This window comes from Streptomyces sp. NPDC005899 (genome assembly GCF_040629645.1).
In the GTDB taxonomy this organism is placed as follows: Bacteria; Actinomycetota; Actinomycetes; order Streptomycetales; family Streptomycetaceae; genus Streptomyces.
Genome location: NZ_JBEXWB010000077.1, coordinates 1 through 20,703, shown reverse-complemented (window position 1 = coordinate 20,703; position 20,703 = coordinate 1). Strand labels below are relative to the sequence as shown.

The window sequence follows — 20,703 nt, the reverse complement described above, 5'->3', positions numbered from 1 at the left end:
CCCGCGAGGGCTCCGATCAGGTCGGCGACACCGCGGGCGGCCGTACCCGGGCCGGCGACGAGGACGGCGCGCGGCCGCCCTTCGGGAGCGAGGCCCCCGATGCCCGCCTCGGAGGCGTGCCGGGCGGCGGTGCGGACCCGGGCGCCGGCCTCGGCCGCACCGCGGAGCAGACCGCGGCGGTCCGCCCGGGCCAGGGCTTCCGGGGCATCGAGCAGCGACTCGTCGAGCATGGTGGTGGGCCTCCGATCACCGTGCTGATCAGGTGCGGGACGCGGGTGCGCGGGTCCCGTGGTTACGCGGGGCGGCGGGCCTCGTCGACGAGCAGGACCGGGATGCCGTCGCGTACCGGGTAGGCCAGGCCGCAGTCCGTGCCGGTGCAGACCAGCTCGGGGTCGTCGGCGGCGGACCGGTCGTCGAGCGCGGCGTGGCAGGCCGGGCAGGCGAGGATGTCCAGGAGGCCGGCTTCGAGCGGCATGGGTGGTCCCTTCGAACATGCGGTACGGGTCGGGTGCGGACCGGTCGGGGTCCGCGCGCCGGGGCGTCGTCAGCCTACCGCCGGGCCGGGACGGACGCGGCCCGGCGGCCCCTGTGCGCCCGCGCATCCGCCGGTGGGGCGGGCGGCCCCTGAGTCCTCGCCAAGGGCTCCGGTCCGGCCGGCGTGGTCCGGGCGGCCCCGCCGGCACGGACAAACAGGACGGCCGGCACCCGGCGGGCCGGTCAGGGCCGGATCACACGACCCGGCCGGCCACGCAGACAGGAGCCGGACGACGGGCACGCTTCCCGCACCGGGCCGGTCCGGCACGATCCGGCCGGCCGCACCGGGGTACGGACCGGACGGCCGGGCATCCCCGGGCCGGGCGCCGGGACTCAGGCGCGGACCAGGGCCAGGACCTCGTCGCGTACGGCCTCCATCGTCTCCCCGTCGCGTGCCTCGACGTTCAGGCGCAGCAGTGGCTCCGTGTTCGAGGGGCGGAGGTTGAACCACCAGTCGGTGCTCGTCACGGTGAGCCCGTCGAGTTCGTCGAGGGACACGTCGTCGCGGTCCCCGTACGCGGCCCTGATCGCGGCGAGCCGGGCCGTCTGGTCGTCGACGGTGGAGTTGATCTCGCCGGATCCCGCGTAGCGGTCGTACCGGTCGACGAGCCCGGAGAGGGGGCCCTCCTGCCCGCCGAGCGCGGCCAGCACGTGGAGTGCGGCCAGCATGCCCGTGTCGGCGTTCCAGAAGTCGCGGAAGTAGTAGTGGGCGGAGTGCTCGCCGCCGAAGATCGCCCCGTGCTCGGCCATCTTCGCCTTGATGAACGAGTGTCCGACGCGGGTGCGGACCGGCTTGCCGCCGCTCTCGCGGACGACCTCGGGGACCGACCAGGAGGTGATCAGGTTGTGGATGACCGTGCCCGTGCCGCCGTTGCGGGCGAGCTCCCGGGCGGCGACCAGGGCGGTGATCGCGGACGGGGAGACGCCTTCACCACGCTCGTCGACGACGAAGCAGCGGTCGGCGTCTCCGTCGAAGGCGAGGCCGAGATCGGCGCCCTCGGCGAGGACACGGGCCTGGAGGTCCACGATGTTCGCCGGGTCGAGCGGGTTGGCCTCGTGGTTCGGGAAGGTGCCGTCCAGCTCGAAGTACATCGGGACGAGGTCGAGAGGGAGGCCGGCGAAGACGGTCGGGACGGTGTGGCCGCCCATGCCGTTGCCCGCGTCGACGACGACCTTCAGCGGGCGGACGCCGGAGAGGTCGACGAGGCCCAGGAGATGCGCGGCGTAGTCGGCGAGGGTGTCGCGCTCGGTGACCGTGCCCCGCGCCGTGGCGGTCCTCGCGGGGGCACCGTGCTGCGACCACTCCTCGACGAGGGTGCGGATCGTGGTCAGGCCGGTGTCCTGGCCGACGGGCGCCGCTCCGGCCCGGCACATCTTGATGCCGTTGTACCGCGCCGGGTTGTGCGAGGCCGTGAACATGGCTCCGGGCAGGTCCAGTGCTCCGGAGGCGTAGTAGAGCTGGTCGGTCGAGCAGAGCCCGATGAGGGTGACGTCGGCTCCGCGTCGGGTCGCGCCGTGGGCGAAGGCCCGGGCCAGGCCGGGCGAGGAGGGGCGCATGTCGTGGCCGATGACGATGGCGTCCGCGTCCGTGACCTGGACGAAGGCGGCGCCGAACAGCTCGGCGAGCGGCTCGTCCCACTGGTCGGGCACCACTCCGCGCACGTCGTACGCCTTCACGAGCTGCGACAGGTCAGCAACCACGGCCGGTCCTCCTGGGGTCTTTACGGACCGCCCAAACTACCCGGCGGTCCCGGAACGCCCGTCGGCGGAGCGCCCCCGCGCCCCGGCCCCCGCACCCCGCTCCCCGTCCGGCCGCGGCCGGACACCCCGGCGGACACGGCCGCACGTCAGCGCGGGAGGCGGGGCGCGCGCGGGCGACGGCTGACGTGTCGGGGGGGGGCTGGGTCGGGCGCGTGCCTGGGCGATCGGCTGACGTGCCGGGAGGGGGAAGGGACGCGTGTGTGGCGGCCCGGAGGTGCGCGGAGGGGGAACAGGCGTGGGGGCCGGCCGGGGAAACCCGGGGAAGCCCAGGGCCCGTCAGGACTCCGGGGAGCGCAGCACCCTGAGGTGGCCTCGGCGCGCGACCTCGACCGGATCCGCGGTGCGTGGCCCACGGCCGCCCGCCTCGGCCGCCCGGCCCTGCGGCCTGGCGGCTTCCCGCACCGCGTTGGCGAGTGCTTCCAGGTCGTCACCGCTGGGGTGGGTGGGACCGGAGGGGTCGGAGAGCCGGACGACCTCCCAGCCGCGCGGCGCGGTGAGCCGCTCGCCGTGCTCGGCGCAGAGGTCGTAGCAGTGGGGCTCGGCATAGGTGGCGAGCGGGCCGAGGACCGCGGTCGAGTCGGCATAGACGTACGTCAGTGTCGCGACGGCGGGACGGCCGCACGCGGTTCGCGAACAGCGACGTACAGGGCTCACGATGTTGGACGGTACCGCACTCTTGAGCGGGCTGCGACGACTCCGGCCCGGCTCACCTGCTCGTGTCGCCCGCCGAGGCCCGGACCGAATCGTTTCCGCGCGACCGCTCCGACCTGCGTGGCCACGCGTTCGCGCACTCGTGGGCCGGTTCGTACCGGGTCACCGGGGTGCATATGCAGGCACATGACGAAAGCTCGACGATCACATGAGGGGCTGGATCAGAACCCATCCCTGGCTGAAATGTTCATGTGTGGACATCAGGCCGACCTGCGCAGGAGGCGTGATCCCTCCCCCCGAAGGGGCGTTACGCTGCGTCGGTGATGGACAGCCCCGTACCTCCCCACCCGTCCGAGCCACGGCCCCGCGGCCGCGACCGTCACGGCCGTGGCATGCGCGGACCGCTCGCCCCGCCCCAGGTTCCGCTGTCCGTCAGCAGGGCGGAGAGCTTCCGCGATCTGGTCCAGGATTCGGTGGAGCGGCTCGAACGGCGCTGGCCCCAGCTGGCGGAGGTCGACTTCCTCGTCCTCGACGTGCCGGACGTCCTGGAGGACAGCGTGCCGTTGGGCCGCGCGGTGTCCGCCACGAAGGGGCGGCCCGCGCAGATCGTCATCTACCGGCGCCCCGTGGAGATCCGCGCCAAGGGCCGCGACGAGCGCGCCCTGCTCGTACACGAGATCGTCGTGGAACAGGTGGCCGAGCTGCTCGGCCTCTCGCCCGAGTCGGTCGACCCGCGCTACGGCCAGGACTGATACCGGCTGCCGGCGCCGCTCCCGTCCCGGCCACCGAGGGCAGCGAGGCACGGCCACCGGAGAGACCACGCCCGCCCGGCTGAGGGTCCGGCTCCCTCGGGGTCCCAGCCTTCCCGGGCACCTGAGCCCGGCTGCCGAGCGCCCGGAGCCCGGCCGTCGAGGGCGCCCGGTACGCCTCAGTCGTCCAGGACGGACAGGTCCTGCTCGGCGGCCGGCACCTCGACCGTGCCCCCGTCGTCCGGCAGTGTCTGGACGGTGAACATGTCGATGCCGCCCTCCGCGACCGTCAGCGTGCGCGCCGCGTGGACCGGGCCGCCCGACTCCGGCTCCACCGTCAGCGCGTAGACGCCCTTGAGTCCCGCCGGGGCCTCGGGGACGACCTCGAGGGTCGTCCCGCCCTTGACCGTGTACGTCTTGACGGTGCTCTCCCCGGCTTCGCTGCCCGCGGAGGCGGTGACCTTCACCTCGGCCGTGGCGCCCGGTGCGGTCAGCGACAGCACCGTGCCCTTCGCCCGGTTGCCGGCGACGCTCGCCCGTGCGCCCACCGGCCCGGTCGCCGGGATGTAGGCGACCTCCTGCCCGGCTCCGGTGCCGCGCACCACCCGCAGCGCGGCGACGATCGGCGTCGCGCCGCCTCCCTCGGGGGACAGCCGGAGCGTTCCGGGCTCCCCCCGCGTGACGTTCTTCAGGTCGACGCTCGCGGTCATCCCCGACTTGATGTGCAGGGTGGCGTTGCCGGCGGGGGCGAACGTCGCCGTCCTGCCCAGGAGTTGCACCTTGACGTCGGCGTCGTCCTCCCCGGGTGCGTAGGCCACCAGGCGCACGGAGGTGGCATCGGCCGGGATACCGGGCAGGACGAGGGTGCCCGCCGGGTCGTCCGACGCGGCCAGCCAGTCGCTGCCCACGGTCCTGTCGGCCGCCCTGACGACCGCGCCGATGCGGCCGGTCCGGGTGGTCACGTGGAGGGTCACATCCTCGACGGCCTCCGTCGTGAGGGTGGGAACGAGCAGCGAGACACTCGACCTGGCGGGGACCGTGACGCCTTCGGCGGCGTCGGACTCGAGAGTGCCCTCGGGCCCGTACATCTCGATGTCCGCCACTGCCGCGGTGTCGTCCGGGTTCGTGAGGTGGATGTAGTCCTGCCGGTTCTTCGACGTGCTCGCGCCGGGGAACCAGAAGTCCGTGTCCGGCGCGGTGCAGCTGAGCCCGAGGAGACCGCGCGCGTCGCCCGCGGGGGTCATGGTGGTCTGCTGGGCCGTCCAGCCCGGGGCCAGCCGGCCGGTGGCCGTACCGATGAGCGCGGGGGCGTCGGAGGCGGAGGTGGCGGCGGTGGCCGGCTCACCGGCTCGGTCGAGGGTGACGACCGGCTTGCCCGGATCCTGCCCGGCCTTTTCCTTCTTGTCGTCCTTGTCGTCCTTGCCGGCGTCCTCGGCCCCGTCCGCCGGGAGCGGCACGGACGGATTCAGCTTCGCGGTCCCCGATTCCCCGCCGCCCTTCGCCGCCGGGGTGAAGGACGTGTACGTGGTGTCCGCCAGTTCGGACGTGCTGGGCGCCGGGCAGAGCAGGCTGGAGCGCTCGACGGGGAGCCGGGAGGCGGCCTTCGCCTCCGGCGCTCCCGTGCCGCCGGGCGCGTTGAGCGCGGCGAAACCGGTGACGGCGGCGAGGGCGACGGTGCCCGCGATGAGGGACAGGGGGGTGGACTTCACTCGGACTCGCCTCGCGATGCGTTGCCGGTCTGCCACGGGCCCTGGCCCGGGGCTCGGTTCTCGTCGTGCCCGTCGTACGGGGCGGTGTCGTCCCCCGCGGCGTACGGGGCGGTGTCGTCCCGGCCGTCGTACGGGGCGGCCGCGCCGCCCGTCTGCGGGGTGTAGGGCTGCTGCTGGGGATAGCCGTACGGATCGTGGACGCCCTGCTGCCGGTCGGCGTCCTGCCGGTACGCGTCCTGTCCGTACGGGTCCTGGGAGGCGTCCTGCCCGTACGGGTCCGGGGAGTAGGGCTCCTGGAGGTAGGGCTCCTGGGAGTAGGACTCGCCCTGGTAGTACTGGCCCCCGTCCTGCCCGTCCTGCCCGTCCTGCCCGCCCTGGTACTGACCGTAGCCGGCGTCCGGGTACTGCTGGCCGTCCCAGCCGCCCTCGCCGTAACCCTGCTGCCCGGCCGCCGCGTACGTGCCCGCGCCGTCCTGGCCTGCCGTCGCGACGGGATACGGGTCGGCGCTCTGCTGCGCCGGGATGTAGCCCTCCCGCACCGGCCCGGGCGCGTCCGCGGCGGTCCCGGCGGGCGAAGCGCGCGGAGCCTCGTACGGGTCCGCCTCCTCACCGGAAGCGCCGAAGGCCGCGTGCCCCCCGGCCTCGCCGTCCTCCCCGGCCGCCTCCGCCTGCGCGGCGGCCCGCAGCCTGCGGGCCCTTCGGCCCTCGCCCTCGACCGGCTCGGCCGTGACCGTCGCGGTCTCCTCGGGCAGGTCGTCGTCGACCTCACGGCGCCGGCCCGGCAGGGCCAGGACCAGCAGCACCACGCCGAGCAGTACTTGGGCCCAGATCCAGGCGGTGTGCGTGAGCGGGGTGTCGTAGGTGAGGTCCAGCGTGCCGCCGGCGGCGGGGAGTTCGAAGCCCTGGGCCCAGCCGTCCACCGTCTTCGGCTTCAGGGTGCGCCCGTCCAGGGTCGCCTGCCAGCCGGGGTCGGCCGCGTCGGCGATCCGGAGCACCCGGCCCGAGTCACCAGCGGGGACCTTGGAGTGGGCTTCGACGGGCAGCGAACCGACGGGCACCGCTTCGCCACCCTCGCCCGCCGGGACGATCATGAGGCGGGCCACCTGGCGGTCGACCCGCCACAGCGCGCTGCCGTCCAGCTGGCTCAGCCGGCTCAGGCCGGGCGTCGCGTCGAGCACCCGGCTCATCTGCCGGGGCGCCCCGTCCCGCACGAGGACGTAGCGGATCGCGAAGCGGCTGAGCTGGCTGCCCTGGTCGGCGCCGGAGCCCGCCACGAGGTTGGCGACGACCTTGTCCAGGTGCGCGTTCACGCCGCCCGCCTCGGTGAGTTCGGCGTCGCCGAGCCTGGCGCCCGAACCCCGGACCAGGCTGTAGGACACCGCCGCCGGGGACGAGCCGCCCAGGACCAGGGTCCGTGGCTGGTCGCGGGTGGCGCTCTCCTCCGCGACGAACGCCGGCACCTGCACCGGATCGCGGCGCTCGAGCGGTCCCGCGGCGCCGCCGATCATCCAGCCCACCGCGGCCAGCACGGGCGCGATCCCGGCCGCCAGGGCGATCAGCGCCGCGACGGGCTGGCGCCAGCCGAAGCTGAGCTCCGCGACCCGGACCCGGGCACCGTCGGCGCCGAGGAGGGCGGCGGCGATCAGTGCGGCGCCGTAGACGAGGGTGGCGGGGCCGGCCCAGGTGGACCCGTTGGCCAGCCCGGCGAAGAGCAGACCGACGAGTGCGGTGGTCCAGGCGGTCCGGACGGCGAACTGCCGCTCACCGCGCAGCAGCGCGGCGAGCGCCGCCAGGACGATGCCCAGCAGCAGGACGCCCCCTGCGGCCTTGGGCCCGCCGGGGCTGATGCCGAGCAGGTCGAGGGCCGTCGCCGTGCCGGTGCCGAGGTCCTGACCGGCCTCCCTGAGGAAGCCGGAGGGGCCCGTCAGCAGCGACAGCGACCAGGGGGCGAGGATCAGCAGCGGCGTGCCGGCCATGGCGAGGAAGCGCAGCCCGTACGCGGTGATGTCGTCGCGGCGCAGGACGAGGGCGCCCAGTCCGAGGACCACCGCGAGCGGCCAGACCACCGGCGTGAAGGCCATCGTCACGGTGAGCAGCAGCGTGTACGCCCAGGTCGCGCGCCAACTGCCCCGGGTGGCGCCGCCGTCGCCGCGCAGCCCGTACGCGGCGACGGCGGCCCGGGCGATGAGCGGGAGCAGGACCGCCAGGACGGCGGTGCCGATGCGGCCGGTGGCCAGTGCCCCCGTGGCCGCGGGCAGGAAGGCGTACGCGACGCTCGCCCAGGCCCGCAGGAGCCTGGACTGGAGCAGCGGCCGGGAGGCGAAGTAGGCGGTGAGCCCCGCGAGGGGGACCGAGCAGACCAGCAGCACGGTGAGCGCGAAGCCCGTGGAGCCGAGGAAGAGCGCCGACAGGGCGGCGACCATGCCGAGGTAGGGCGGTGCGGTCAGGGCGCCGCCGGTGCCGACCGTGTGCCAGCCGTCCGCGTACCGCCCCCAGAGGTCGGACACGTCGGCGGGGGCGGGCAGCAGCGCACCGCCCGCGAGGGCGCCCCCGCTGAGCAGGCCGCGGCAGGCGACCAGCGAGACCAGGAGGAGGAGCGCGAAGAGTACGGGGCCGGGCTTGCGGACGATGCGCTTGACCCGTGCGAACTGTTCGATCTCCAGGAAGTCGGCGTCGTCCCCGCCGGGGCCGGATTCGACGGCTCCGTGCCGTGAACCGCCGGAGTCGGAGTCGGCGCGGCTGCCGAAGTTGCCGGCGACCTGCTCGACGGTGGCCCGGACGGTGGCGCCGGGCGGCGGGAAGAGGGACCGCAGTTCGGCGGCGTCGACGCCGCCCTTGCCGCGAGCCCGCCGTCCGGCGAGGATCCGGCCGGGGCGCAGCAGGGTGCCGAAGAGTCCGGCGACCTCGTCGAGCGCCTGTCCGGGCGCCTTGCCGACGAGGTAGGCGAGGGTGCGGAGCAGCGTCCCGAGGACGATGCGGAGCAGCGCCCAGGGCAGCTGCCTGCCCCGGGCGTTGACGAGCATGGTGTAGACGGCGCCGGCCTTGTCGACGCGGTGCGGGCTGGAGACGGAGCGTCCGGCGCAGTCGATGGGGCGGCGTTCCCGGGCGGACGCCTCGGCGTGCCGCAGGACCGCGTCGGGGGCGACGAGGACGCGGTGGCCGGCCAGGTGGGCGCGCCAGCAGAGGTCCACGTCGTCCCGCATGAGCGGGAGCCTGCGGTCGAAGCCGCCGAGCTCCTCCCAGACGTCACGGCGCACGAGCATGCCGGCGGTCGACACGGAGAGCACGGTGCGGACCTGGTCGTGCTGTCCCTGGTCCTGCTCGCGCCGGTCGAGGCCGGTCCAGCGGCGTCCGCTGTTGGCGATGGAGACGCCGACCTCGAGGAGCTGCTTGCGGTCGTACCAGCCGCGCAGTTTCGGTCCGACGACGGCGGCGTGCTTGTCCTGGTCGGCGACGCGCAGCATCTCGGCGAGCGCGTCCGGCTCGGGTGCGCTGTCGTCGTGGAGCAGCCACAGCCACTGGACGGGTTCGCCGTGCGGTAGTTCCGGCAGGTCGTACGCGTCGTCGCGCCAGCTGCGGGTGACCGGGTCCCAGCCGCTGGGGCGCTTGAGGTACGGCAGGTCCTCGGGGGTGAGGACGCCGGCCGTGCGGGTCGCCTCCTCCACGGCGGTGCCGAAGCTCGTGCGGCGCGCGAGGTGCAGGACGCGCTCGCCGCCGAGGGCCTGAGTCACCAGGTGCGCGGAGTCGTCGGCGCTGCCGGTGTCGGCGGCGACGACGTTCTGCACGGGGCGTTCCTGCCCGAGCAGCCCGGCCAGGACATCGGGCAGCCAGCGTGCGCCGTCGTGGGAGACGAGCACGGCGGTGACGACGTGCCGGGGGAACTCTGGGGCGGCGGCGGACGGGTTCGGCGCCGCCGGGTGGCTGTGCACGGACATCGGGGTACGGGCCCTCCGGCCGGGTCCGGAGGGGCGTCCCCCCGGGGGCTGCATCGGTGTACACGCGCGCCCCGGCGGGGCGTTGGCGCGTCTCTCGGACGGGGCCCCACACTAACGGTACGGATGTGCGCCCCGTGCCGAGCGGTTGACCGGCCGCAGGGGAGGCGCCCCGGACACGTCGATGGCCCGTGCACCCGGACCCGCGCCGGGCACCGGTGCCACGCGCCGGCGCATCTCTCGGACGGGGCCCCACCGGCGGTACGGATGTGCGCCCCGTGCGCAGCGGTCGGCCGGATGCCGGAGCAGGCGCCCGGACACGTCGATGGCCCGTGGCACCCGGACCCGCGCGGGGTACCGGTGCCACAGGCCATCAGCGTGCCGGCCGGGCCGCCGCGCGGCGGGTCAGATGGCAGCCTTCTTCAGGCGCCGCCGCTCGCGCTCGGACAGGCCGCCCCAGATGCCGAACCGTTCGTCGTTGTTGAGGGCGTACTCGAGGCACTCGGAGCGGACCTCGCAGGCGAGACAGACCTTCTTGGCCTCGCGGGTCGACCCGCCCTTCTCGGGGAAGAAGGACTCGGGGTCGGTCTGGGCGCACAGCGCGCGCTCCTGCCAGCCGAGTTCTTCGTCCGCGTCCTCGACCAGCAGTTGCTGGAACAGCTCGGTCATGTGCGCCCCTCGTCTGTCTCTTGCTTCACCGTGGTGCGGCCGTTACGTGAGGCCGAACAACACGAGTGAAATTACAAGTGTGTAGCTCTGGGCCAGTCAAGCGAAGATCTGCTATTGGCCTCGGTATTCACTCTGCGGAACCAAGCCTATGCACAAAGTGCTTAAATCACCAAAAACCTGACATATGCCGCCGGTCTCCTCGTGCGCCGCTTCTCACCGGGTGAGACGTCCGGGACCCCCTCGATGTCGCGATTCGATCACCGAAGGGATCAAGATCACAGTCGGGTCACGGGCGTCCCTCGCACATGAGGACACGGTTGTTGCGCCACCTTGCCTCTCCTGCGGCTGCCAAAACCTTTCTTCTGCCTCCACGACCGAATGGGGTGAAAGATTGCCGCCGAACCGGGCATCGAGTTGACAGAACACCCGCCGAGCCGGTCTTCTTGCGTGTATGCCAGCGACCGCAGTGACGTACCCGACCCACATCCGTGGGTTCCGTACGGCTGTCCAGGCCCGCTGTTGCTGTTCCAGCTGTCACAGCTGTTGAAGCCCGCCCTGGTGCTCCAGCTCTGACCAGCCCCGCTATCGGCGCACACCCGGTACCCGCCAGATCCGCACGCCGGCGGTGAGGACCGTGTCTGCGCGGCGCCCCCCGCACGTGCCTCCCACGCCGAGGAACCACCGCATCCATGAACAGCGACAGCGACCTCCAGATCGCCGGCGACATCCTCGAGGTCCAGCACCTCCTGCGGCCGGCCCGCTCCCACCCCTCCACCGTGTCCGAGTTCGCCGGGCTCGCCCGCTCCATCGCGGCCGACCGGGACCACTGGGCCCCGCTCGTCCGGTACGACGCCGCCACACGCTGGTACCACCGGCTGCGGGCGGTCCCCCCGGTTCCGGGCTCCCCCAGGGCGGGCGAGACGCCGCTCGGCTACGAGGTCTGGCTGCTCAGCTGGGTCCCCGGCCAGGGCAGCGGGCGTCACCACCACGGCCCGTCCTCCGGTGTACTCACCGTCCTCCAGGGCGAGTTGACGGAGCACACGAGCCGCGGGACACACACTCTGGGACCCGGCTCACAGCGCGTCTTCGCCCCGGGGTACGTCCACGAGGTCGTCAACGACTCCCTCGAACCGGCCGTCAGCCTCCACATCTACTACCCGGGCCTCACCGACATGCCGATGCACGCGGCGCGGTGCGCCCAGGACACCGTGACCGCCTGACCGCTCCACCCCGGCCCGCCACCACCCCGGCGACGCCGGACTCCGCCTGACACACTGTCCGTATGCGCATTGTGGTTCTGGCCGGCGGTATCGGTGGTGCTCGTTTCCTGCGTGGCCTCAAACAGGCCGTCCCGGACGCGGACATCACGGTCATCGGCAACACCGGCGACGACATCCATCTGTTCGGCCTGAAGGTCTGCCCCGACCTGGACACCGTGATGTACACCCTCGGCGGTGGCATCAACGAGGAGCAGGGCTGGGGGCGCACCGAGGAGAGCTTCCACGTCAAGGAGGAACTCGCCGCCTACGGCGTCGGCCCCGAGTGGTTCGGCCTCGGCGACCGCGACTTCGCCACCCACATCGTGCGTACGCAGATGCTCGGCGCCGGCTACCCCCTCAGCGCCGTCACCGAGGCGCTCTGCGCGCGCTGGAAGCCGGGCGTCAGGCTGATCCCGATGTCCGACGACCGCGTCGAGACCCATGTGGCGGTCGACGTCGACGGTGAGCGCAAGGCCGTGCACTTCCAGGAGTACTGGGTCAGGCTGCGCGCCTCCGTCCCGGCGCAGGCGATCGTCCCGGTGGGCGCCGAGCAGGCCAAGCCCGCTCCCGGCGTCCTGGAGGCCCTCGCCGGGGCCGACGTCATCCTCTTCCCGCCGTCCAACCCGGTCGTGTCGGTGGGGACCATCCTCGCCGTGCCCGGCATCCGTGAGGCCATCGCCGAGGCCGGGGTGCCGGTCGTCGGGCTGTCCCCCATCGTCGGGGACGCCCCGGTGCGCGGCATGGCCGACAAGGTACTGGCCGCCGTGGGCGTCGAGTCGACGGCCTCGGCCGTCGCCCGGCACTACGGCTCCGGGCTCCTGGACGGCTGGCTCGTCGACACCGTGGACGCCGGAACCGTCGGCGAGGTGGAGGCCGCCGGGATCCGCTGCCGGGCCGTGCCCCTGATGATGACGGACGTGGACGCGACGGCCGAGATGGCCCGGCAGGCACTGGCGCTGGCCGAGGAGGTGCGGGCATGAGCGGACCGGGCGCCGGTGTGCCCTCCTACCGGGTGTGGGCGCTGCCCGGGATGCCCGAGGTCCGCGCCGGGGACGACCTCGCGAAGCTCATCGCTGCGACGGAGCCGGGCCTCGCCGACGGTGACGTCCTCCTGGTCACCTCGAAGATCGTCTCCAAGGCCGAGGGCCGGATCGTCGAGGCCGCCGACCGCGAGGCGGCGATCGACGCCGAGACCGTCCGGGTGGTCGCCCGGCGCGGCACACTGCGGATCGTGGAGAACCGGCAGGGGCTCGTCATGGCCGCCGCCGGGGTGGACGCCTCGAACACCCCGGCCGGAACGGTGCTGCTGCTCCCCGAGGACCCGGACGCCTCGGCCCGGTCGATCCGGGACGGGCTGCGGGACGCGCTCGGCGTCGACGTCGGGGTCGTCGTCACGGACACCTTCGGGCGGCCCTGGCGCAACGGACTGACCGATGTGGCGATCGGTGCGGCGGGGGTCCGGGTCCTGGACGACCTGCGGGGCGGCACGGACGCGTACGGCAACCCGCTGCACGCCACCGTGGTCGCCACGGCCGACGAGCTGGCCTCGGCCGGTGACCTGGTGAAGGGCAAGATGTCCGGTCTTCCGGTCGCCGTCGTGCGGGGACTGGCCCACGTGATGGCCCCGCCCGGCTCCGAGGACGGCGCCAGGGCGATGGTGCGGGTCGCGGCCGACGACATGTTCCGGCTCGGGACGTCCGAAGCGGTGCGGGAGGCGCTGAACCTCCGGCGTACGGTGCGGGAGTTCACGGACGAGCCCGTGGACCCGGGTGCGGTACGGCGCGCGGTCGCCGCGGCGGTGACGGCCCCGGCGCCGCACCACACCACCCCGTGGCGCTTCGTCCTGCTCGAGTCGGCACGGTCGCGGACCCGGTTGCTCGACGCGATGCGGGACGCCTGGATCGCGGACCTGCGCCGGGACGGCCGCGCCGAGGAATCGATCGCCAAGCGGGTGCGCCGCGGCGACGTCCTGCGCGACGCGCCCTACCTCGTGGTGCCCTGCCTGGTGACGGAGGGCGCGCACGCCTACGGGGACGAGCGGCGGGACACGGCCGAGCGGGAGATGTTCGTGGTGGCCGCCGGCGCGGGCGTGCAGAACTTCCTGGTGGCGCTGGCCGGGGAGCGGCTGGGCTCGGCCTGGGTGTCCTCGACGATGTTCTGCCGGGACGTGGTCCGGGAGGTACTGGATCTTCCGGCCGACTGGGACCCGCTCGGCGCGGTGGCCGTGGGGCACGCGAAGGCCGCTCCGCCGGCCCGGGCCGCCCGGGACGCGGAGGCATTCCTCACCGTCCGGTAGGCCGGGCCGGGTGCCTCCTGCCGTGCACGACCGGGCAGGGGGCTACAGACGGGCGATGTCGCGCGGCGTCATGCGGGGAGCCCGGCGCGGCGGGGTGTGGCCCGAGAGCAGGATCAGCCGGGTCGCCCGGTGCCGCTGGCCCGCGTACGGGGCCAGGAGGGCCAGCATGGCGTCGTCGTCGGCGTCCCTGTCGCCCGCCAGGGCGTGGCCGACGATGCCGGGGAGGTGGATGTCGCCGACGGTGACCGCGTCGGCCGCGCCGTTGGAACGCTGGAGCGTCTCGGCCGCCGTCCAGGGGCCGATGCCCGCGATCAGCTGCAGCCGGGCCATGGCCTCGGGGAGTTCCATCGACGCCGCCTCCTCCATGCGGCGCGCCACCCGCACCGCGCGCAGGACCGTCTCCGAGCGTTTGGAGTCCACGCCGGCCCGGTGCCACTCCCAGGACGGGATCCTCGACCAGGTCCGGGCGTCCGGCATGACGTACAGGCCGTACGCGGCGAACTCCGCGCCCGCGGGACCGGGGGCCGGGGTGCCGTAGGTGCGGACCAGCAGGCGCCAGGCGCGGTAGGCCTCGTCGGTGGTCACCTTCTGTTCCAGGATCGACGGGATGAGCGACTCCATGACCAGCCCGGTGCGCAGCAGCCGCAGGCCGGGCCGCCGGTGGTGGGTCGTGGCGACCAGCCGGTGGTGGGGGCGGAATGCCTCGGGGGCGTCGCTCCCGCCCAGCAGCGTGGGCAGCTGGTCCAGGAGCCACCGCGCCCCGGGCCCCCACGCCGCCGCCGCGACCCGGCCGTCCGGGGCCGCCGCGACCCGCAGGGTGCCGGGCCCGGCGGGGGTGCGGGTGGCCCGCCAGAACGTGCCGTCGGGCAGTGCCCGGTAGGCGGGGTCGGCGGGGCCCCGCCGCAGCGGCGAGAGGACCAGCCGCAGGTCCAGCGGTCCCGGCGGCGTCCAGGTCCGGTACGAGGCGGACGCGTCCGTGGCGGCAGGCTGCTGCTGCCGGGGCACGGCGGTGGTGCGGGGTACGAAGCGTCCAGCCACGGATGAGGTCCTCGGTCGTCGGGGGGTGCCTATCGAGGGTACGGCCGGAGGGGACCTTTCACCGGCCGGAGGGAGCTCGCGGACGTCTCACCGGCCGGAGGGGCCTCTCATGCCTCCGGCCGGAGGGGACCTCTCGGACGTCTCACCGGCCGGAGGGGACCTCTCAGCGGTCGGACGAGAAGCGGACCGAGGCGTCCGGGAGGACCGCGCCGCACCAGACGCGGATCCCCTCCCGCAGTTCGTTGTCGGCGCCGACCTGCGCGCCGTCGCCGATCACCGCGCCCGACAGGACCGTGCGGCTGCCGATCCGGGCGCCGGCCCCGATCAGCGAGTCGTTGATCACGGCGCCGGGTTCCACGACGGCGTCCGCGAGCACCGTCGAGCCGCTGATCCTCGCGCCCTCGCCGACGACCGCCCCCTCGCCGACGACGGTGCCGCCGGTGAGCTTGGCGTCGACGGCCACCCTGGCCGTGGGCATCACCAGCCGGTCTCCGCAGCGCCCGGGGACGGCGGGGGACGGTGCGCGGCCCGTCACCAGGTCGGCCGAGCCGCGGACGAACGCCTGGGGGGTGCCCAGGTCCAGCCAGTAGGTGGAGTCCACCATGCCCTGGAGGTGGGCGCCCGAGGCGAGGAGCCCGGGGAAGGTCTCGCGCTCCACCGAGACGGGCCGGCCGGCCGGGATGGTGTCGATGACGGACCTGCGGAAGATGTACGCCCCGGCGTTGATCTGGTCGGTGACTATCTCCTCGGGCGTCTGCGGCTTCTCCAGGAAGGCGGTCACCCTGCCCGTGGCGTCGGTCGGTACGAGGCCGAACGCGCGCGGGTCCTCCACCCGGGTGAGGTGGAGGGAGACGTCCGCCCCGGAGGTGGCGTGCGACGCGACCAGGGCCCGGATGTCGAGGCCGGTGAGGATGTCCCCGTTGAAGATGAGGACGGGGTCGTCCGGACCCGAGGAGAGTCTCGCCGCCACGTTGCGGATGGCTCCGCCGGTACCGAGGGGTTCCCGCTCGGTGACGTACTCGATGGACAGGCCGAGCGAGGATCCGTCGCCGAAGTGCGGTTCGAACACCTCCGCCAGGTAGGAGGTCGCGAGCACGATGTGCTCCACCCCGGCGGCCCTGGCGCGCGCCAGTTGGTGCGTGAGGAACGGGACGCCCGCCGCCGGCACCATCGGCTTCGGGGTGTGCACCGTGAGCGGGCGCAGCCGGGTGCCCTTGCCCCCGACCAGGAGGATCGCTTCTCTTGCCTCTGTCACAGCGCCGTCTCTGCTTCCTGCTGGGGCCTGGCCTCGTTTCGGCTGGCCAGTGTATGCAGACCGGTCGGGGCCCTCCCGGTCAGCGGCCCTGCAGGGTGGCCGAACTCTTCCGGGCCGTGCCGAGCTTCTTGTAGAGACGGCTCCCGGGGCATTCGGTTGCGAAGCCGTCGCGATGGCCGGCGATGACGTGGAGTTTGACCTTGGCGCCCTTCTTGTACTTGCCGCTGCCACCGGAGACGAGCGTGACCTTCCCCTTGGGGTTGCGGCCGAAAAGGCCGAGCTTCCAGGCGGTGAGCTTGGCGATGGCGGTCACCGCGGCGGCCGGCGGGTTCTTGGAGCTGTACGTCCCGAGTACCGCGATGCCCATGCTGTTGGTGTTGAACCCGAGCGTGTGGGCCCCCAGCACCGCCTTCGACACGCCCCCGGCGCGTCCTTCGTAGATGTTCCCGCACTTGTCGACGGCGAAGTTGTAGCCGAAGTCGCGCCAGCCGCTGCTCTTGACGTGGTAGCGGTAGATGCTGCGCAGCACCGAGGGCGCCTGGGAGCAGGTGTAGTTGTTGCCGGTGGCGCTGTGGTGGATGAACGCGGCCTTGACCGTGCTGGTGTAGGCGAACGCCCGCTCACGCAGGCTCTCGTCGGCGCCCCAGCCCTTGCGCGTGACGATGCGCGGGCGGGGCCCCACGTAGGGCTTGGCACCCGCCGCGACGACCGCCTGCTCCTCGGACTCGGCCTTGCTCAGTGCCGAGATCTCGGTGGCGCCGAGCGGGGCGAGGTCGGCGTTGACCGCGGAGCTCTCGGCTGCGGCCACGGCGAGGGCGGCGGAGTCCGGGAGTGCGCCGGCCTGCGGGGAGGCGACCGGTGCCGTGATCCCGGTGGACGGGGTGGCGACCGCCGGTGTCGCCGCCGTCGTGGCGCCGGCGGCCGGTGGCTGCTGCGGGTCGTCGCCGGGGTCGACGAGTTCCACCCGCAGGCCCGCGGGGAGCGCGGCGGTGTCGCCGGCGCCGGTCCGCGGTCCGCCCGCCTCACCGTGGACGCGTACGTCCACACCGTCCGAGTCACCCACCCACAGGGGGGCGGTGGAGCCGCGGACCGTGCCCGACTCGCGTTCGGCGCTCCCGGTGTCGGCGGAGTGGTCGGTGTTGTGTGTCTCCAGGTCCTGCCAGGCCGACCAACGGCCGGTGCCGGCCGCTCGGGTCCGCACCTGGACCGTGCCGTGCAGTTCGGTGTCGGCGTCGTCCCAGACGACGCCGACGAGGGAGAAGCGGTGCGAGGCGAGCTGCCGCAGGCCCTGCCCGCCGGGGGACGGGGAGGCGGAGTCGGTGGGTTCGCCGGCGGCCCGGGAGGCACCGTCGCCGAGCGGCCGCAGGGGCAGTGACTGGGTCGAGCCCAGGGGCTCGGCAGCGGGGGCCGCGGGCGCGTGGGCGACCGGGGCGGGAGCGGGAAGGGCCGGCGCGGGTGCGGCGAGCGGGAGGGTGAGTGCCGCCGCGCAGGTGACGCCGATGGAGGTGGAGAGAAGTGCACGCATACAGGAAATCCTTCGCCGAGTCCGGCATTCCCGGCTACTGGAGTGCTCCCGCCGTTACCTGACGGCCCGTCTGCCGAACCGGTGTACGCGCCACCCGACCGCCCCGCCCGGGCGGCGTCCGACGCGTACTCTTGCCCGGATGAACGCCAGTGATCGCACCCCCGCCGACCTGCTGCGATCCGCGCTCGCCGCGGACCCCGCCCGTCCCCTCGTCACTTTCTACGACGACGCAACCGGAGAGCGCGTCGAACTGTCGGTGGCGACGTTCGCCAATTGGGTGGCCAAGACCGCCAATCTGGTGCAGGGCGACCTCGCCGCCGAGCCCGGCGACCGGCTCGCCCTGCTGCTGCCGGCCCACTGGCAGTCCGCGGTCTGGCTGCTCGCCTGTTCCTCGGTCGGCGTGGTCGCCGACGTCCATGGCGACCCCGCCGCCGCCGATCTGGTCGTCAGCGGACCGGACACGCTGGAGCGGGCCCGCGCGTGCCGGGGGGAGCGGGTGGCCCTGGCCCTGCGCCCCCTGGGCGGGCGCTTCCCGCAGGCCCCCGACGGGTTCGCGGACTACGCCGTGGAGGTGCCGGGCCAGGGCGACCGGTTCGCCCCGTACGCGCCGGTGGACCCCGCCGCGCCCGCCCTGGCCGTGGGCGGCGTCGAGCTGACGGGGGACCAGCTGGTGACCAGGGCGCGGCAGGACGCGGCAGAGCTCGGGCTGGCCCCGGGGGCCCGGCTGCTGACGGGACGGGCGTACGACACCTGGGAGGGGCTCTCCGCCGGACTGTTCGCGCCACTGGCCTCGGGGGGATCCGTGGTCCTGTGCCGTCACCTCGACCGGCTGGACGAGGACGGTCTCGCCCAGCGCGTCCGGACCGAGCGGGTCACCCGCAGCGCGGTATGACAAGCACCCCGTGGGCCACCCGTCCGGCCCAGGACGGGCCGAGCCCCCGGGACTGAGCACCGACGGCGGTACATGATCGGGCGATACGAAGCAACGCCGAACTGCCTGTGTGCACAACCAAGCGTGAGGTTCAGCCGTCTACTTCTGCGACCGGCGGCCCAGCGCGCCGCCGACCGTGAAGGATGGACGCAGACGTGACCGACAGTGCCGGCCCCCCGGAGCGCCCGGACCACTCGTCCGGGGGCGAGCCCACGGACGGGACACAGGACGCGTCCGGAGCCGTGGGCGAGGAAGGCCCGGGCGCGCGGGCCGGGAACGCCGGCAGGTTCGGCACCTGGGCCGAACGGCCGAAGGACGGCCTGCCCGGCCACCGGCGCCACTGGATCAGGTGGACGGCCCTCGCCGGGTCGTTCCTGGTGCTGGCGGCGGCCGGGGCGGGCTGGTGGTTCTACCAGAAGCTCGACGGCAACATCACGACCGACACGGGTGCCGCCGCCGAGCTGAGGACGTACGAGAAGGAGCGTCCGAGGCCGATCGCGCGGGACGCGCAGAACATCCTGCTCATCGGCTCCGACACCCGGTCGGGCGACAACAGCAGGTACGGGCGCGACGACGGGGGCAGCCAGCGCTCGGACACCACGATCCTGCTCCACCTCGCGGCGGACCGCGGGAGCGCGACCGCGGTGTCGCTGCCGCGTGACCTGATGGCCGAGATCCCCAGCTGCCACACCGCGGACAACAAGGTCACCAAGGAGCGGTTCGCGCAGTTCAACGGGGCCTTCGAGCTGGGCGGCACGGCCTGCACCGTCCGGACGGTGGAGAAGATGACGGGCATTCGCGTCGACCACCACATGGTCATCGACTTCGACGGGTTCAAGGACATGGTGGACGCCGTCGACGGCGTCGAGATCTGCCTCAAGAAGCCGGTCGACGACGCCGACGCCCACCTCAAGCTCCCGGCCGGACGGCAGAAGCTCGACGGCGAGGAGGCACTGGGGTACGTGCGGGCCCGCAAATCGATCGGCAACGGCAGCGACACCGAGCGGATGGAACGCCAGCAGAAGTTCCTCGGGGCCCTCGTCAACAAGATGCAGAGCAACGGGGTGCTGCTGAACCCGACGCGCCTCTACCCGGTACTGGACGCGGCGACGAAAGCACTCACCACCGACCCGGGGCTGAACTCCCTGCGCGATCTGTACGACCTGGTGCGCGGAATGCGGGACGTGCCGACGGACAAGGTGCAGTTCCTGACCGTGCCCCGGCAGCCCTACCGCGCGAACCCGAACCGCGACGAGCTGGTCCAGCCGGACGCCGACCGGCTTTTCAGGCAGCTGCGCGAGGACGAGCCCGTCACGGTCGTTCCCGCCGACGAGGCCGGCACGGCGGAGGCACAGGCGGAGCCCGGGACGGACGACGGTCCGGCCGGCCGAAAGCCCGAGGCCACGACCGGGAGCCCGGCACCCTCCCCCACCTACTCGGGATCGAATGCCGCCGACGACCCGTGCGACGCGTGAAGGAACAAGCACGTGAGAGGGGTCGAATGGCGTCGAACAGGCGGAATGCCCGGTCGTGCAGGGCGTGGAATTCCTCACGCGTGCCACCGATCCACAAATCGGCCGGATAGTGTGACGCGATCCGGCGCTCGTGGCCCCCGGGCCGCGCACCGCCGGAGCCGAGAACCGGGCGCCCGCCGGGGGGAGCGCCTCGCGCGGCACCGACGAAGGACGCAGGAAGACGTGGACGCGCACAGCCGTGGACAGGCGGGCGACTTCGGTCCCACCGGCCAGGTGCCCGGCTCGGGGGCCGTCCACTACGGACGGCGACCGCGTCACTCCGCAGGAGAGTCGTCCGGGGCCCCCCGCACCACGGAGCGCCGCTCCCCCGGCGGTGTGCCGGCCCGGCGCGGCCGCCGCCCGCGGAGCGGCCGTGCCCAGCAGCCCCCGGCCGGCGACCGCGAGCGCCCGTACCCCGGGCCGCCGCACCGGAGGACCGCACCGGGGTCCGGTGGCGTGGCGGCCGCGAGGAAGGCCGCGCGATCCCTGATCGACCGGACGGCACGGGCGTACACCCCGGACCGGGGGGACCGGTCCCGCACGCTCGCGGACATGACGGGGCTGCCCGCCACGGCACCGAGGCAGCGGACGGGCGGCGCCGGTCCACACGAGGCGACGGTCCCGGCCCCGGTGGCCGGTCCCGAGGACGCGGGGACGTCCGTCACCGGTCCGGCGAAGGCGCCGGACGACATTGCAGAAGGCCAACGCCGACACGGCGGAGTGCGCGAAGTGACGACGGTCGCCGCGCCACAGCGAAAGTCTGAGCAGCAGGGGGGTCCTGGTGGGACGGAACAGCATGCGCGGGGAGGGGACTCGGCCGCGTGCCGGTCACGACGACGCGGCCGAGGGGGCCCACGAGGCTGCGGCCGGACGTAGCGGC

The 20,703-nt window shown here is 74.0% G+C and carries 15 protein-coding genes and 1 pseudogene; 6 read left to right on the top strand and 10 right to left on the bottom strand.

Features of this window, described 5'->3' with window-relative positions; all coding sequences use genetic code 11:
* The 4 genes and pseudogenes from ABZ371_RS12485 to ABZ371_RS12470 all read right to left on the bottom strand — a co-directional run.
* Positions 1-230: pseudogene (locus ABZ371_RS12485) on the bottom strand (mannose-6-phosphate isomerase); the annotation flags it as partial.
* A 62-nt stretch (positions 231-292) separates the two neighbouring features.
* Positions 293-475: a Trm112 family protein gene (locus ABZ371_RS12480; protein ID WP_307126728.1), complete on the bottom strand. Its 183-nt coding sequence runs from the start codon at positions 473-475 to the stop codon at positions 293-295.
* A gap of 392 nt (positions 476-867) precedes the next feature.
* Positions 868-2,235, bottom strand: a complete 1,368-nt coding sequence (locus ABZ371_RS12475; protein ID WP_358677373.1) for a phosphomannomutase/phosphoglucomutase — start codon at positions 2,233-2,235, stop codon at positions 868-870.
* Positions 2,236-2,571: 336 nt separating this feature from the next.
* A complete protein-coding gene (locus tag ABZ371_RS12470; RefSeq protein WP_358677370.1) occupies positions 2,572-2,949 on the bottom strand; it encodes a DUF3499 domain-containing protein in 378 nt (125 codons plus the stop codon).
* Positions 2,950-3,269: 320 nt separating this feature from the next.
* Here ABZ371_RS12470 and ABZ371_RS12465 point away from each other — a divergent pair, with 320 nt between their 5' ends.
* Positions 3,270-3,698 (top strand): metallopeptidase family protein, encoded by a 429-nt coding sequence (locus ABZ371_RS12465; RefSeq protein WP_358677367.1) that lies wholly within the window; start codon positions 3,270-3,272, stop codon positions 3,696-3,698.
* Between the two features lie 176 nt (positions 3,699-3,874).
* Here ABZ371_RS12465 and ABZ371_RS12460 read toward each other — a convergent pair whose 3' ends face one another.
* From ABZ371_RS12460 to ABZ371_RS12450, 3 genes are all read right to left on the bottom strand, one after another.
* Positions 3,875-5,404 (bottom strand): DUF5719 family protein, encoded by a 1,530-nt coding sequence (locus ABZ371_RS12460; RefSeq protein WP_358677365.1) that lies wholly within the window; start codon positions 5,402-5,404, stop codon positions 3,875-3,877.
* Positions 5,401-9,339, bottom strand: coding sequence for a glycosyltransferase (locus ABZ371_RS12455; RefSeq protein ID WP_358677362.1), 3,939 nt, complete (start codon positions 9,337-9,339; stop codon positions 5,401-5,403). Before ABZ371_RS12455 ends, ABZ371_RS12460 begins: the two co-directional genes overlap by 4 nt.
* 402 nt (positions 9,340-9,741) lie before the next feature.
* Positions 9,742-10,005 (bottom strand): WhiB family transcriptional regulator, encoded by a 264-nt coding sequence (locus ABZ371_RS12450; protein ID WP_031093859.1) that lies wholly within the window; start codon positions 10,003-10,005, stop codon positions 9,742-9,744.
* A 689-nt stretch (positions 10,006-10,694) separates the two neighbouring features.
* On the opposite strand from ABZ371_RS12450, the gene ABZ371_RS12445 reads away from it, so the two are divergent.
* The 3 genes from ABZ371_RS12445 (at position 10,695) to ABZ371_RS12435 (ending at position 13,560) form a co-directional block, all read left to right on the top strand.
* A complete protein-coding gene (locus tag ABZ371_RS12445; RefSeq protein WP_358677357.1) occupies positions 10,695-11,225 on the top strand; it encodes a cysteine dioxygenase family protein in 531 nt (176 codons plus the stop codon).
* Between the two features lie 62 nt (positions 11,226-11,287).
* Positions 11,288-12,244, top strand: a complete 957-nt coding sequence (cofD, locus tag ABZ371_RS12440) for a 2-phospho-L-lactate transferase (protein WP_358677354.1) — start codon at positions 11,288-11,290, stop codon at positions 12,242-12,244.
* Positions 12,241-13,560 (top strand): coenzyme F420-0:L-glutamate ligase, encoded by a 1,320-nt coding sequence (locus ABZ371_RS12435; RefSeq protein WP_358677351.1) that lies wholly within the window; start codon positions 12,241-12,243, stop codon positions 13,558-13,560. Before cofD ends, ABZ371_RS12435 begins: the two co-directional genes overlap by 4 nt.
* Before the next feature lie 42 nt (positions 13,561-13,602).
* On the opposite strand, the gene ABZ371_RS12430 is transcribed toward ABZ371_RS12435, so the two are convergent.
* The 3 genes from ABZ371_RS12430 to ABZ371_RS12420 all read right to left on the bottom strand — a co-directional run bounded on the left by ABZ371_RS12430 (position 13,603) and on the right by ABZ371_RS12420 (position 17,378).
* Positions 13,603-14,598 carry a DNA-3-methyladenine glycosylase 2 family protein gene (locus ABZ371_RS12430; RefSeq protein WP_358677349.1) on the bottom strand — a complete coding sequence of 332 codons (996 nt, stop codon included), beginning with the start codon at positions 14,596-14,598 and terminating at the stop codon, positions 13,603-13,605.
* Positions 14,599-14,761: 163 nt separating this feature from the next.
* A complete protein-coding gene (locus ABZ371_RS12425) occupies positions 14,762-15,853 on the bottom strand; it encodes an NDP-sugar synthase (protein ID WP_358677346.1) in 1,092 nt (363 codons plus the stop codon).
* A gap of 79 nt (positions 15,854-15,932) precedes the next feature.
* Complete coding sequence (locus ABZ371_RS12420; protein ID WP_358677343.1) at positions 15,933-17,378, bottom strand: peptidoglycan recognition protein; 1,446 nt, start codon at positions 17,376-17,378, stop codon at positions 15,933-15,935.
* Between the two features lie 139 nt (positions 17,379-17,517).
* On the opposite strand from ABZ371_RS12420, the gene ABZ371_RS12415 reads away from it, so the two are divergent.
* Together ABZ371_RS12415 and ABZ371_RS12410 are read left to right on the top strand one after the other, a co-directional pair.
* Positions 17,518-18,270, top strand: coding sequence for a TIGR03089 family protein (locus ABZ371_RS12415; RefSeq protein WP_358677340.1), 753 nt, complete (start codon positions 17,518-17,520; stop codon positions 18,268-18,270).
* A gap of 182 nt (positions 18,271-18,452) precedes the next feature.
* Positions 18,453-19,784: an LCP family protein gene (locus tag ABZ371_RS12410; protein WP_358677337.1), complete on the top strand. Its 1,332-nt coding sequence runs from the start codon at positions 18,453-18,455 to the stop codon at positions 19,782-19,784.
* Positions 19,785-20,703: the final 919 nt, after the last annotated feature.